This is a genomic window from Aeromonas sp. R10-2 (genome assembly GCF_040908445.1).
In the GTDB taxonomy this organism is placed as follows: domain Bacteria; phylum Pseudomonadota; class Gammaproteobacteria; order Enterobacterales; family Aeromonadaceae; genus Aeromonas; species Aeromonas veronii.
The window spans coordinates 17,190-32,843 of record NZ_JBFODS010000048.1 but is presented as its reverse complement, the minus strand read 5'-3'; the positions used below and the strand labels follow the sequence as shown (position 1 = coordinate 32,843).

Sequence of the window (15,654 nt, the reverse complement as noted above, 5' to 3'; positions counted from 1 at the left end):
CATGTACAGGATCTTTAGCAGCAACCAATTGAAATAGATATAAAAATGGCTTCGATTGTGATCTGATTTTATCGCCAAACAAAACCGCCACGCACGAAGCCATGACCATTATCGATGCCAACCACTATCTTGAGCAACTTCTCTCTCCTGCCGAACTCGACCGCATTGCCCGTGACTGCCAATTTTGCTTGCGCAAACGAGCCATTACGCCTGCCATGCTGGTGACTGCACTCTTGCGGGCACTTGGCTGCGACCAGGTCGATGGTATCGCTGGATTGCACCATCATTTCAATGCCTTGCAACTGGTTGATGCCCATCAGGTTTCCTACAAGCCCTTTCACAACCAGTTGCGCAAAGCGTCGTTCGCCCTGTTCATGAAGGCGCTGGTTGAACGGGCTATCGCCTTGCGTATCGGCCAACAGATGAAGACTGCATCCCTTGGCGCATTCAAACAGGTGTTGTTGCAGGATGGTACTTCCTTTGCCGTCCACAAAAGCCTGGCCGAAGTGTTTCCGGGAAGGTTCAAGACCATTAGCCCGGCGGCAATCGAGTGTCATATGCTCATGTCTCTATTGGAGCAAAGTCCAGTTTGCATGCAGGTCTCTGCCGATACGGCGTCAGAGCGCCAGTTCCTGCCTGAGCCCGAGCGGCTCAATAACAGCCTGCTGTTGGCGGACGCGGGTTACATCGATATGGCCTACTTTGCGAAACTAAACGAGGCGGGCGGTTTCTATCTGGTCAGGGGTAGTAAGAGCCTGAACCCGAAGATTATCCGGGCATGGCGCGGTGACGAACGGGAAGTGCCGAAGCTGGCGGGCCTGTCACTCAAGGATGCTGGACGGCGGCACTGTCGGGCAGAGGTACTGGATATGGTGGTGAAATCGGGCAAGTTCGAGTATCGGCTGATCCGACGCTGGTTTGCCGAGGAGAAACGGTTCTGTATCTGGATGACCAATCTGCCACGAGAGGCATGGCCAGCAGAGCGGGTGATGAGCCTGTACCGCTGTCGTTGGCAGGTGGAGCTGCTGTTTAAGGAGTGGAAGTCGCACAACCGGCTCAAGGGCTTTGTGACAGGTCAGAAAGCCATTGCCGAGGGGCTGGTGTGGGCCAGCCTGTTGTCGCTGGTGATGAAAAGACGGGTAGCTCAGACGCTGATGGGGGACGGTTTATCCACACTGAAAGCGGCGAAAAATAGCGGAACCTGGTGGTTCCCGTTATTGGAAGCGGTGGCTCATCGGGTGTTGGTGGAAATAAGAGAGCGTCTGGAATGGGCTGCCGTTTACTTGGCGAAAAATGCCCGTCGAACCAAGCAGCGAAAATCGATACAGAACAGGACCTTAGAAGGAATTTCAAATGAAGTGTTTTCTTAAGGTCCTGTATATGAGCATTCTTTAGATGCTGATGTTAATGGTTTGGTTGTTGCTGGAGGTTGTATGGCTGAGTTGCAAATTGAAAAGTCCACGGTGATCACCCAACTCGAGGGCTCCGTGTTTGTCATCAGTGCCGATGGATCTGTCATACGAGCAAAGGTGGGGATGGCATTGCAGCCGGGGGATCGCCTGCAAGCTGCCCAAGGTGGCCACTTTCAACTAGCCGAGCCGGGCAGTGATCCTGCTGGTGAGCAAGATATGGCCGCCAAACCAGAGCCCGCCACACCTGCTGCTGATGGACAACCGACCGACCCGGAACTGGCCTCGTTGCAAGAGGCGATCCGTCAGGGTATTGACCCGACCGAATTGTTCCAGGAGACCGCCGCCGGCAACGCAGCCGCTGCTGGCAATATCGGTGGTGTAGCAGGTTCCAGCTCGGGTGGATTTGTGGTGGTCGATCGTACCAATGACGCCACCCTGGCCGAGGCCGGTTTTGATACCGATCATGCGGTGCAACCTGTTGGCGATGAGCTGCTGTTTTCCGAAGAGCGTGATTTCTTTGCTGCCATCACCATCACCGAGCCCCAAACCGGCGACAACATTATCAACGCCGATGAAGCGGCTGGCGTCATCATTCGTGGTGTGGTGGATGATGTGGAGGTAGGCCAGCCAGTCACTGTGACCCTTATCGATCAGGCGGGAAATTCACTGACGATGACGACCGTGGTGCTGCCCGGCCTGGTGTGGGAAGCCAATTTTGGCGATGTGACCGGCAAGCTGGTGGATGGCCCGTTGCAGATTGTGGCCAATACCCAGGATCAGGCGGGCAACAATGCCAGCGACACCGCACAGACTCTGCTCGATACCATCACCACCATTACCCTCGATCTCGCCGATGAGAGCGACACCGGCGCCAGCCAGACCGATGATCTGACCCGCGACAATACCCCGCTGCTGCAAGGGAAGGGGGAGCCCGGTGCCACCGTGACCCTGAGCCTTGGCGGCAGCCTGCTCGCCGTCCTGACGGTGGATGCCGCCGGTAACTGGCAATATCAGCTGCCGCAGACCCTGGCCGATGGCCAGTACCAGTTTCAGGTCAATTCCGTGGATATTGCCGGCAACCGCGCCAGCGATACCCTCGTTATCAATGTCGATACCCAGGCCTTTATCGATATCGATGATCTCGATTCCGCAGCCCTGTTTGGCAACAGCAGCGCCACCCTGAACGGATCCACCAGCAATGTGGAGGCGGGTCAGAGTGTCACCATCACACTTGTTGACAGCAATGGCCAGCCGCTGCTGACCACTTCGGCACTGGTAGGGGCCGATGGCCGTTGGCAGGTGAGCGGCCTAGATCTCTCCGATATCAATCAATCCTTTGAAGTGCGTGCCAGTGTCACCGATCTGGCGGGCAACAGTGCCAGCGATGGGGCACCGCTGATCGGTCAGAGCGAGACCCTGACGCTCTCCGAAGCCGGATTGGCCGATGGCCCGATCACCGCGACCGGCAGCCTCAATACCAGTGCCGGCCAGGATGGCAATCTGCAAGTCCAGTTCGCCGCCGACCAGAGTGCTTTGGAAGGGCTGGGGCTCGTCAGCCATGGCGCGCCTCTTGGCTATACCATCAACGGTCAGACCCTGACCGCCAGTGCCGGTGGGGCGACTATCTTCACCCTGACCCTCAACAATGACGGAAGTTACCGCATCGTCTGGAGTCAGAGCCTGGATCACGGTCAGGACGCGTTGCGCCTGCCGTTCAACCTCGAATATCGCGACAGCGACGGCGATCTGGTGAAGGCGCCGCTGGTGATCAATCTGGTGGACAGCAATCCGCCCAGCTTCGAGATCCCGGCCATTCCTCTGACCGAAGATGCTTTTACCAACGGCGCCGCCGTGGTGGGCGAGAGCAGCTTTGTAGTCAAACACACCGCCGATCCTCTGCTGGTGGATTCGTTGGTGTTCAGCAATCAGAGCAGCACCCTGACTACCCTCAACGGCTCGGGTCTTGCCAGCGATGGTCATCCGCTGACCTTTGAATTTGCCGGTGATCGCAACTTGGTGGGTTACTACCTGGATGGCAGTGGCCAACGGGTGGAGGTGCTGCGCGCCGAATTGAAGGCTGAGCAGCAGGGCAGCGATCTGGCTGGGCGGGTGGTGGTCACCCTCACCGGCCCGCTCGATCATCAGGGCAGCGACACGCTTTCCCTCGATTTGCAGGTGAGCGCCAACGAGATCGATGGCGACAGCACCAGCGCCAACCTGACCCTGACCGTCAATGATGGCAGTGATCCCGCATTGGGCATCGACAAGGGGGTCGCTCTGCAAGAGGGGGACAACCAAAGCATCGATGGTCAGCTGCCGGTGACGGTGGGGAGCGATCGTCTGGTCTCCCTCAACTTTGAGGCGAGCCAACCGGCGCTGGCGGGGCTCACCAGCCAGGGCAAGGCGACGACTTACGAGGTTCAGGACAACCAGCTGATCGTCAAGGATTGGCAGGGCAAGGCAATCCTCACCGTTACCATCGGACTGGATGGCAAATACAACGTCTCCCTGACCGGGGTGTTTGACGAACCGGAAGCGACCAACAGCCTCAACCTTGGCCTGAAGGTACAGGGCTCAGATTTTGACGGCGACAAGAGCAATCTCGGCACCCTCAATATCACCATTACCGATGGCGCCTTGCCGCAGGTTAATCCTGTCTCCCTCACGCTCACCGAAGATAGCAACTGGCAGCAGGGCCAGACCCTTAACGGCGATCTGACTATCACTGCGGGCAGCGATCCGCTGACCAGCATCACTTTCGATGCCAATCAGCCGGGGCTGCAAGGGTTCACCTCGGGCAAGCAGGCCGTGACCATCACGGTGGCTGACCATCTTATCGAGGGACGTACCCCAGATGGCAAGCTGGTGTTTGAGCTGACCCTCGGTAACGATGGCAAATACAGCTTTACCCTCCATCAACCGCTGGATCAGGGCAGTGCCGACAGCCTGCTCAAGGCGGGCTTTACCCTGCTCGACAGCGATGGTGACAAGGTCTCCTCCACCATTACCGTGGCGGTGGGTGATGGCGCCAATCCGACCATCGCTGCCGTGACCGGCACCACCATCACCGAGATGGCACAAGGGGAGGCTGCCGCGGTCAGCACCATGAGTTTCTCGGTCGCGCACGGCAGCGATGCCCTTGACCCCAACTCCCTCGGCTTTGATATCGCCGCTATTCAGAGCACCCTGACCGGACTCACCAGCCACGGCAACCCGGTTACTTTCACCATCGATCCCGCAACCGGCCAGCTGGTCGGAGCCGCCGGTGGCCAGGTGGTGCTGCGCGCCGAGCTGAGCCTGGTCGATAACAACGGTAACTGGAGCGTCACCGCCAAGGTCACCCTGAGCGGCGAGCTGGATCACAAGGGGAGTGAATCCCTCAACCTGCCGCTTGCCGTCACCCTGGCTGACAAGGATGGCGATCGCATCGGTACCACGCTGCCGCTCACCATTGCGGATGGCAAGGCGCCGAGCTTTATCCCAGGCACCGGTGTGACCCTGGATGAGGGGAACCTCACCGGCAGCAACAGCTTGAGTCAAACCGGTCACTTCGATGTGCAAGCCGGGTCGGATCGGGTGGTGGAGGTGGTGTTTGCCGATGGCAGCCAGCAACCGGCGCTCACTGCACTTGGCCAGCCCGTCAAATACGAGCTGGTTGATGGGGACTCCGCCATCCCCGGTAGCCAGCTGCTCAAGGGTTATGTGATGGTGGATGGCCAGCGGGTCGAGGTGTTCGAGGTCAAGCTGATTGGCAGCCTCGATCAGGCGGGCAAAAACGGGTTTGACTATCAGGTCACCCTCTATCAGGGGCTTCATCAGGGCGCCAACGCCGTGACCGACCTGCCCATCAAGGTGATCGTCAACGATTACGACAAGGCGGGCGGTAACAACGACAGCACCAGCGGCACCCTCAATATCCAGATTGGGGAAGGGGAGAAACCGACCCTCACCTTGACCGATGTCACCCTCAATGAAGGGCGCTTCGATGGCGCCAATTCTGCCACTGATGACCAGCAGACGAGCGGCAAAATCACCATCAAGGCTGACTCGGATCCGGTGACCGATGTGCGACTGACCCTCTCCGGTCAGGTTATGGATGCCAGCGGCAAGCCCATCACCCATAACGGCGAAACCCTGACCTGGAAAGCGGTTGGCACCGATGGTCACACCTTCCAGGCGGTGACCAGTGGTGGTCTGGTTGTGATGACGGTCTCCATCCCCACAGTGCCCGCCACCATCGCCGCTCACACCAGCGCAGAGATCGGTTATCAGGTAACGGTGCATACCAACCTGGATCACGGTGCAGACAACAAGCTGGAGCTGAATCTGCCGGTCGAAGTCACCGACAGCGATGGCAGCAAAAATCAGGGAACCGCTACCATCACGGTGAGTGATAGTGCAGATCCTGTGCTCGGTCTCGATAAAGGCGTCGCCCTGCAAGAGGGGGGCAACCAGAGCATCGATGGCCAACTGCCGGTGACGGTGGGCAGCGATCGTCTGGTCTCCCTCAACTTTGAGGCGAGCCAGCCGGCTTTGGCGAGGCTTACCAGCCAGGGCAAGGCGACGACTTACGAGGTTCAGGACAACCAGCTGATCGTCAAGGATTGGCAGGGCAAGACGATCCTCACTGTTACCATCGGGCTGGATGGCAAATACAGCGTCTCCCTGACCGGGGTGTTTGACGAGCCGGAAGCGACCAACAGCCTCAATCTTGGCCTGAAGGTACAGGGTTCAGATTTTGACGGCGACAAGAGCAATCTCGGCACCCTCAATATCACCATTACCGACGGTGCCTTGCCGCAGGTTAATCCTGTCTCCCTCACGCTCACCGAAGATAGCAACTGGCAGCAGGGCCAGACCCTTGACGGTGATCTGACTATCACGGCGGGCAGCGATCCGCTGGCCAGCATCACCTTCGATGCCAATCAGCCTGGGCTGCAAGGGGTCACCTCGGGCAAGCAGGTCGTGACCATCACGGCGGCCGATCATCTTATCGAGGGGCGTACCCCCGATGGCACGCTGGTGTTTGAACTGACCCTCGGCAACGATGGCAAATACAGCTTTACCCTCCATCAACCGCTGGATCAGAGCAGTGCCGACAGCCTGCTCAAGGTGGGCTTTACCCTGCTCGACAGCGATGGTGACAAGGTCTCCTCTACCATTACCGTTGCGGTGGGGGATGGTGCCAATCCGACCATCTCCGCCGTGACCGGCACCACCATCACCGAGATGGCGCAAGGGGAGACTGCAGCCGTCAGCACCATGAGTTTCTCGGTTGCTCACGGCAGTGATGCCCTTGACCCTAACTCCCTTGGCTTTGATATCGCCGCTATCCAGAGCACCCTGACCGGACTCACCAGCCACGGTAACCCGGTCACTTTCACCGTCGATCCCGCAACCGGCCAGCTGGTCGGAACCGCCGGTGGCCAGGTGGTGCTGCGCGCCGAGCTGAGCCTGGTCGATAACAACGGTAACTGGAGCGTCACCGCCAAGGTCACCCTGAGCGGCGAGCTGGATCACAAGGGGAGTGAATCCCTCAACCTGCCGCTGGCCGTCACCCTGGCTGACAAGGATGGCGATCACATCGGTACCACGCTGCCGCTCACCATTGCGGACGGCAAGGCGCCGAGCTTTATTCCGGGCAAAGGCGTGTCCCTGGATGAGGGGGACCTCACCGGCAGCAACAGCTTGAGTCAAACCGGTCACTTCGATGTGCAAGCCGGGTCGGATCGGGTGATCGAGGTGGCGTTTGCCGATGCCAGCGAACAACCTGCGCTGACCGCATTGGGTAAACCGGTGCAGTACGAGCTGGTGGATGGTGACCCGCTGATCCCGGGCAGCCAGCTGCTCAAGGGCTATGTGATGGTGGATGGCCAGCGGGTCGAGGTGTTCGAGGTCAAGCTGATTGGCAGCCTCGATCAGGCGGGCAAGAACGGGTTTGACTATCAGGTCACCCTCTATCAGGGGCTTCATCAGGGCGGCAACGCCGTGACCGAGCTGCCCATCAAGGTGATCGTCAACGACTACGACAAGGCGGGCGGTAACAACGACAGTACCAGCGGCACCCTCAATATCCAGATTGGGGAAGGGGGGAAACCGACCCTCACCCTGACCGGAGTGACCCTCAATGAAGGGCGCTTCGATGGCGCCGCCAATAACCAGACGGCGGATGATCAGCAAGCCAGCGGCAAGATCACCATCAAAGCTGACTCGGATCCGGTGACCGATGTGCGTTTGACCTTTGCTGGTCAGGTGATGGATGCAAATGGCAAGCCCATCACCCATAACGGCGAAACCCTGACCTGGAAAGCGGTTGGCACCGATGGTCACACCTTCCAGGCGGTGACCAGTGGCGGTCTGGTAGTGATGACGGTATCTATCCCCACTGTCCCTGCCACCATCGCCGCTCACACCAGCGCAGAGATCGGTTATCAGGTGACTGTGCATACCAACCTGGATCACGGGGCGGATAACAAACTCAACCTGACCTTGCCAATCAAGGTAACCGACAGCGATGGCAGCGTGATCACTGGCAGTACCACTGCGGTGATCACCGATGCTGACAATCCCGTGATCACATCTATCGAGGGGGTCACCGTCAAGGAGTCGGATCTCAACGGGGGCAATGGCCAGCATGGAGGCACCAGCCCGTCAGGCACGGGAGAGGTTGCCATCGGTCAGGTGACGATCGCCGCCGGGAGTGACCGGGTGGCTTCTCTGCAACTGGATGTGGCTCGCTTTAACGCCCTCAACACCCTCACGTCGGGGGGCAAGGTCGTCACCATTGGCGCAGATAGCCAGCCGGGTGTGTATCTTGGCAAGGACAGCGCAGGCAAGCTCATCTTCAAGCTGACGTTGGATGTCTCCGGCCGCTACACCTTCGAGCTTATCGGCAATCTTGATCACAGCGCTCAGGGCAAGGATCTGCTGGATATCCAGCTGCCGTTACAGGCGCGGGACAGTGACGGAGACCTCAGTGCCGAAGTGATTGGTCATGTGAGCGTGCAGGATGATGTGCCCGTGGCCGTGGATGCGAACAAGACCCTGAATGAAGGCGCGAAAGTGACCGGCGATCTGCTGGCCACCGCCAGTGAGGGGGCGGACGATGCAGTAGTGAAATCGGTCACCATCAATGGCACCGAGCACCCCATCGCCGCAACGGGCAATACCACCATCTCGGTAACAGATGGCACAGGACAACTCATCGGCACTTTGGTTATCAATGCAGAGGGTAACTACAGCTTTACCGCCAAGTCGGGTATCAATCACAGCAATAGCAACCTGATACAGCAGATCACGTTCCACCTGGTGGACGGCGACGGGGATAGCGATGATGGCATCCTGACCCTGACCATCCGGGACGAGGCTGGCACGCTCAGCGTGAGCGCCGTCACCGGCCAGGAGGATGCCGGAGCAACCGATCCTAGCCAGGGGATCCCCATTACCATGAATCTGGATGTGGGGGATTTCGATCGGGGCGAGCATGTGGAGCAGCTGCTTATCCAGGTACCTGCCAATGCCCAGGGAACCTTCTATTTCAACGGTGTCGCGCTGACCACCATTACCCTGGGTGGCAAGACCTGGTATCAGGTGCCGCCTGAGGCCATGGTGGCGGTGGCCAACACCAACGACAAGTTCCAGCTCACCGGTGTCACCTTCGTGCCTAACCACGACTACTCGAACTACGACCTCGGTGGCAATCCGCTGCGCTTCCCGGTGCAGTTGCAGGTGGGCGTCACCGAGGGGAGCAAGCCCCCGGTGCTCACCGGCAATCTGGACATCACGGTGCAAGGTATTGCCGACAAGCCACTCTGGGATGGAGCGAGCACAAATCAGCACTACACCACCAATGAAGACAGCACTGGCATCGCTCTCAATGTGAAGGCCACTCTCACCGACATCGATGGCTCCGAAACACTGAGCTACCAGATCAAGTGGGAGTCGGGTCAGGGGACGCTTACCCTGAACGGCAAGGTGCTTACCCCGGGGGCAAACGGCCTCTATACGGTGGCTGCTGGCGACATCAACAAGGTGACTGTGGTTCCGGGCAAGGATTTCAGTGGTGACATCAAGCTGTCGGTGACGCCGATCAGCACCGAGAAGAACCCGATCGCTCAGGGTCAGGGCACGGCGCAGGGAGACAAGATTGATCTGGTGATCAACGTCAATCCGGTAGCGGATGACGCCAAGCTCACCGTGCGTGACATTCAGGGTAAAGAGGATATCTTGCTCGATTTGGGCAGCAAGATCGCCCTTACTCATCTGGATGACAAACTCGATGGCTCCGAGCAGATGTTTGTCCGCATCAGTGGCCTGCCTGCCGGTGCAACCTTGTTGCTGGGAGGTTCCGCCGTTGCACAGAACATAGTCGGTTACTATGAGGTGCCCTACGCTCGCATCGCCGAGCTCAAACTGCAGCCCCCTAAAAACAGCAACGTCGATTTCGATCTGACCATCAAGGGGGTGGTGAAGGACACCGCAACCCTGACCGATCCCAATGGCCAACCCCATACCGTGGTCAATGAGAAAGAGACCGGTTCCCAGACGCTACATGTGGATCTGGTGGGGGTGGCCGATAAACCGGACTTCATTCTGAGCGGTACGGGCTGGACCCAAGAGGGCGTGGGTAAGGGTTACAGCATCACAGTGGCTGAGGATGGGCGTGCTCCCCTTGATTTCAAGCTGGTCTCCGGTGAGCTGGCGGATACCCCGCTCGATACCTCCGAGAGCCTCAACGTGGTGCTGCAAGGGCTGCCGGAAGGGGCTCGGGTCTTTGATGCCAATGGCAAGGAGCTGACCCTCACCTTTGCCGGACTCGATGCCAGCGGCAAACCGACCTATCAGGTCAATGTATCGGATCTTGGCAATCTGCTTATCCATCCACCCCACAACAGCACGGCGGATTTGAACCTGATCGCCAAGGTGGTGGTGACCGAGAACGATGGTGATCACAAGAGCTTCGATGTGCCGCTGCATATCAAGGTGGAACCCGAGATTGACGCCACCGACTACAGCAAGACCAGCCACGGTCTGGAAGATCAGTTCACCGTGTTGGACTGGCATCCGACCCTCACTGACGGCGCCGAGAAGGTCACGGCGCTGAGTCTCTCCGGGGTGGAGGATGGCTACCAGATCTGGCTGCGAGTCGGCAGTGTCGAGAGTCCGCTGACCGTGGTTAGTGGCAAGGTCACCCTGACCGCCGCCCAGCTCGACAGCCTGCTCAACGGGGGACAACTGCTGGTGAAGGCGCCGGAGGATAGCGATCGGGATACCAATATCCAGAGCCATGTCACCGTGACCCAGCACGATGTGGATTCGGGCGCCGTGGCCGAGAAGGTGATCGATGGCAATCTGCATGTCGATATCCAGGCCGTGGTGGAGTCCGATGGCAAGCTGGTGCAGACCGGCGGCCCGCTGGTAGGTCAGGGCGGTGCCGATATCGATCTGGCAGGGCGTTTCCTCTTTACCGACCTCGATCCCTCGAGTGTGGAGGAGATCGACTATCTGGTGATTAACCTGCCGGTGTTGAACGGTGGCGTAGGCGATCAGTTTGTGGTGATTGGCGGTATCAACAACGGTAACGGCAGCTGGATCGTGCCGGCGGGTAATCTCGGCAGCTTCAAGTTGCATGCGCCGGACGGGGTTGTCGGCAAGGTCGAACCGATCCGCATCGATGCCATGGTGATCGACCGGGGCGATGATGGCGATGCCAGTGCCCACGTCAAAGTGAGCCTGAAAACCAGTGCCGAATTTGAGAACACGCCAGTGACGCCCAAGACACCGGCGGCGACTGTCGATATCGATGACAACGCTGTGCTGGTTGGCAAGGAGGATATCCGGGTTGATTTTGGTCAGCAGCTCAAAGGCGTGATCCATATCGGCGCCGCCGATCAGGCGAGCGACGAGGTGACCATTGTCCTCAAGGGGTTGCCGGCGGGTGTCGCCATCAGCGGGGCCGAGTACAACATCTCGACCGGTGAATACGTCATCAAGGTGCCACCGTCACTGGCGGGCCTGGAGGGGTTGACCCTTGGCTTGCCACAGGATTTTGCCGGCTCGCTCAATATCGAGGTGAAGGTGGTGAATACCGATACCGCCAGTGGCAATATCAAGGTCGACAGCAGCACGGTCCGGGTCGATGTGGCCCCCGTGGTCGATGTGAATGGTGGTCGTGGCGAGCATCCGGAACTGACACTGACGGTGCTGGATACCAACCATGACGGACAGCCGGACAATCTGGAAGATAGCAAGATCCACCTCGATCTCTCGGTGAAACTGGCTGATATCAGCCCGAGCGAGGCTGACGGAGGTGTCGAGACGGTGAAGGCGGTGACCATTAGAGTCGATCCCAAGTTTGGCTATTTCCTAGTCGGCGACCAGCCACTGACCACATTGGTGGTCAACGATGTGGCAGCGCTTAAAGATCTGGTGTTTGTGCCCAAAGAGCACTTCAGCGGTCAGGTGCCGCTCGACATCAAGGTCGATATTGTCGATACCGCGCTGGTCGGTGGCCAACAGGTGACCGACAGCGGCAGCTGGAGCGGGCAGGTCGGCTTTGAGGTGAGACCGGTCAACGATCGGGCCCAGCTCTCGGTGCACAGCGTCACGGGGAGCGAGGATGGCACGGTCAACCTTGCCGGATTTGGCGCAACCCTAATCGATAACGATGGCTCGGAGCAGATCGTCGCGCTGCAGATCAAGGGGGTACCGGATGGCTTCACCCTGTCGGCTCCGGCGGTCAACAATGGTGGCGGCGTCTGGCAGATCCCGGTGGGGACCGATTTCTCCAAGCTGACCCTGATCCCGCCAGCTGATTTCAGCGGCACCGTGGATCTGTCACTCAGCGCCTTTACCTTGGACAAGGGGCTCACCATCCCGCTCGAAACCAGTGGCAGCTTTACCGTCACCGTCAATCCGGTGGGGGATGCCCTTATCGCCGACATTCAGGGTCAGGCGAGCGGTACCGAAGGGGATGTGATTACTCTGGATCTGGGGCTGGAGACCCGGGATACCCAGCCAACCGGCGGCAGTGCGGGTAATGTGCATGAGAACAAGCCCGAGCAGGTGCGGGTCACCATCGAAGGGGTACCTGATGGTGCCGAGATCCGCTTGCCAAACGGCGTGGCTGGGACGGTTGTTGATCTGGGTGGCGGTCGCTGGCAGGTCACCACCGAGGGCGGCAAGCTGGGTGTTGTCGAGCTGGTGACCAATGATGTCAACGGTGCACTGGATCTCAAGATCACCGCCCAGAGCCTCGACAACGGCGCCCTTGGCCCCGAGGTCAATGGCACCATCCATGTGGATGTAAGCCCGGTCAACGATGCGCCAATCAACGTATTGCCAACGACCCCTCAGGTCGCGCAGGAAGATCAGCCCTTCGTCATCCACGGTTTGCAGGTGAAAGATGTGGATGCGGGCAACAGCCCCATCAAGATCACCCTGTCGGTGGAACATGGCACCCTGACGCTGCCTGCTGGCAGCGGCGTGACGGTAGTCGGCAACGGCACGGGTTCGCTGGTGCTGACCGGCACGCTGGCCGATCTCAATGCCTTGCTCTCTGGTGGGGTCACCTATCAGGGCAACAGTGATTTCTACGGCAATGACGCCCTGACCATGGTCACCAACGATCAGGGGAACACGGGTAGTGGCGGGGCACTCAGCGATACCGATGTGCTGCCTATCGAGGTGCAGCCGGTCAACGATGCCCCGGTCAATCAGCTGCCTGGCAGCATGACGGTGAAGGAGGATGGCTCCCTGTCGCTCTCCGGTGTCAGCGTGAAGGATGTGGATGCAGGCAGTGCGCCTGTATCCATGGTGCTGCGGGTCGAACATGGTGTACTGACCTTGCTGGGTGCAACCGGTGCAGTGATGGTGCAGGGGGCGGGTACCAGCGAGATCACCCTGGTGGGGTCGTTGGCTGATCTCAACCAGTTGCTGGCAAGCAACCTGCACTATGAACCGGCCAAAGATTTCTGGGGAGAGGATACCCTTACCGTTACTACCTCCGATCAGGGCAACAGCGGTGCGGGCGGTTCTCTGAGCGACACCGATCAGGTGACCATCACGGTCACTCCCGAGCCGGATATGCCGGGTCTGACGGTGGATCAGCATGCGTTCCATGCCTTGCAGGGGGCCGTTATCCCCCTTGGCATCAATGCCAGCGTGGTCAATCCGGCCACCGGCGAGCTCTCCATCCGCATCAGCGGCCTGAATGGGGCGCAGGTGCAGGACGAGCATGGTCAGAGCGTCGGTCATGCCGATGGCAATGGCGACTGGCTGATCCCGGCCGATCACTCGGTTCCGCTCTACTTCAGCGGTTTTGGCGACGGTGACCATGTGCTGGGGATCAGTGCCGAGTCGAGTGTCGGCGGCTCAACCGTCAGCACGCCCCTTGAGACCATTACGGTGCACGGCCAGAGTGGTCATGAGTTGGTCGGTTCCGATCAGGGGGATTGGCTGTTTGGCTCCGCTGGTGATGACCGTCTGCTGGGGGGTCATGGCAATGACATCCTCACTGGCGGTGCTGGCAGTGATCTCTTCGTCTGGCAGCACGGGGACGAGGGGAGTCAGGGGCAGCCCGCCATCGATACCATCACCGACTTCCATCCGGAGCAAGGGGACAAGATCGATCTGGCTGACATGCTGCAAGGGGTCACTGGCAATGGTGTCGATGATCTGCTCAAGCATCTCTCAGCCTCGGTGACCACGGGGAGCAATGGCCTGAGCGATGTGAATCTCTCGGTGGCGCCAGCCGGGGATGGTCATGTGACCCAGCAGATCACCCTGAAGGATGTGGACCTGACCAGCTGGAATCTCACCAGCACCTCGTCCCACGATATCCTGCAGAGCATGCTGGAAGATCAACATAGCCTGATCATCCAGCACCCCTGATAGCGTGCGTGAAGCGTAAAAAAGAAGAGCCGGCAATTGCCGGCTCTTTGTTTATCTCTGCGTGGATTGTTTTTATGCGGCCGCAAGGGCCGGGGGATTCAGGCCAGCGCCTGGGCCAGCAGGTGGATCGGATGTTCACAGCGGAAGCTGGTGCTCATCTCGATCTGCCATTTGCAGGTTTCGCAGTCGGTGATCACCAGATCGGGGGAGAGGCGGTTGATTTGATCAAACAGCCCCTCGCCGATGGTCTGGCTGGTCTGGTAGTTTTCGGACTTGAAGCCGTAGGTGCCGGCGATGCCGCAGCACTGGGACTCCAGCACCGTCACCTTGACTCCGGGAATGGCGCGCAGCAATTCGAGGGTGTAGATGACGCCCCCCATTTTTTCCATGTGGCAGGGGGTGTGGTAGGCGATGTGCAGATTGAGCGGCTTCATCGCCGGTTTGTTGCCCTTGTAGAACTCGTTCCACAGGAAGCGGGTCACCAGCGAGATGCGATCCCGCACCTTGTGGTTGTCCTGCTCCAGCAGGTGGGGGTATTCGTCCCGCAGGGTAAAGCCGCAGGTGGAGGAGGTGGCCAGCAGCGGCATCTCGTTACCCAGCAGGGAGTTCTCCATCTGCTTGATATTGAAGGCCGCCTGTTGCTTGGCCTTGTCCATGAAGCCGTTGGCAATGAGCGGTACGCCGCAGCACTTCTCCCGCTCAAGCAACTGTACACCTATGTTCATGGCGTTGAGCACCTGCACCAGCTCCTTACCGAGCTGCGGGTGGTTGTAGTTGACGTAGCAGCCGTGGAAGTAGGCGATTTGGCGCTCATAACTAGCCTGGGTCGCCTTCTGCTTTTTGTACCAGCCGCGGAAGGTGCCCTGGGAGTATTTGGGCAGATCGCGGTGGGAGGAGACCCCCAGCGCCTTGTCCAGCACCATTTTCATTGGCTTGAGGCCGGTGGTGAAGTTGACCACCGGGGCCATCAGGGTAGACATGCTGCCCATCAGATCGGTGTGGGAGAGGACGAACTCGCGGATCCCCGGTTTGAAGCCGCTGTACTGGTGTTTGGCCTTGGCGATGATGTCGCCGATGCGCACCCCGCTCGGGCAGGCCACTTCACAGCGTTTGCAGTTGGTGCAGTGCTTGAGGGCGCTGTCAAACAGCTCCGGGCTCTTGATGCGCAGCCGCTCCCCATCCGGGCCCGCCTGTTTCGGGCCGGGGTAGGCGGGGTTGGCCTTGGCCACCGGGCAGTAGGCGGTACAGACGGTGCATTTGATGCACTGATCGAAAGTTTGGTTGGCGTGATCCAGTAGCATGTCAGTTCTCCTCCCGGCGATGATGAAGACACGGGATATGGGACGTAGTA

General features: G+C 59.3%; 3 protein-coding genes. 2 read left to right on the top strand and 1 reads right to left on the bottom strand.

The features are described from left to right. Positions 1-101: 101 nt before the first annotated feature. Positions 102-1,370, top strand: a complete 1,269-nt coding sequence (locus AB5Y97_RS11100; protein ID WP_041206016.1) for an IS4-like element ISAeme4 family transposase — start codon at positions 102-104, stop codon at positions 1,368-1,370. Between the two features lie 63 nt (positions 1,371-1,433). Then, positions 1,434-14,303: a retention module-containing protein gene (locus AB5Y97_RS11095; protein WP_368157890.1), complete on the top strand. Its 12,870-nt coding sequence runs from the start codon at positions 1,434-1,436 to the stop codon at positions 14,301-14,303. A gap of 98 nt (positions 14,304-14,401) precedes the next feature. On the opposite strand, the gene glpC is transcribed toward AB5Y97_RS11095, so the two are convergent. Beyond that, positions 14,402-15,604 carry an anaerobic glycerol-3-phosphate dehydrogenase subunit GlpC gene (gene glpC / locus AB5Y97_RS11090; RefSeq protein WP_201946846.1) on the bottom strand — a complete coding sequence of 401 codons (1,203 nt, stop codon included), beginning with the start codon at positions 15,602-15,604 and terminating at the stop codon, positions 14,402-14,404. Between the last annotated feature and the right edge of the window lie 50 nt (positions 15,605-15,654).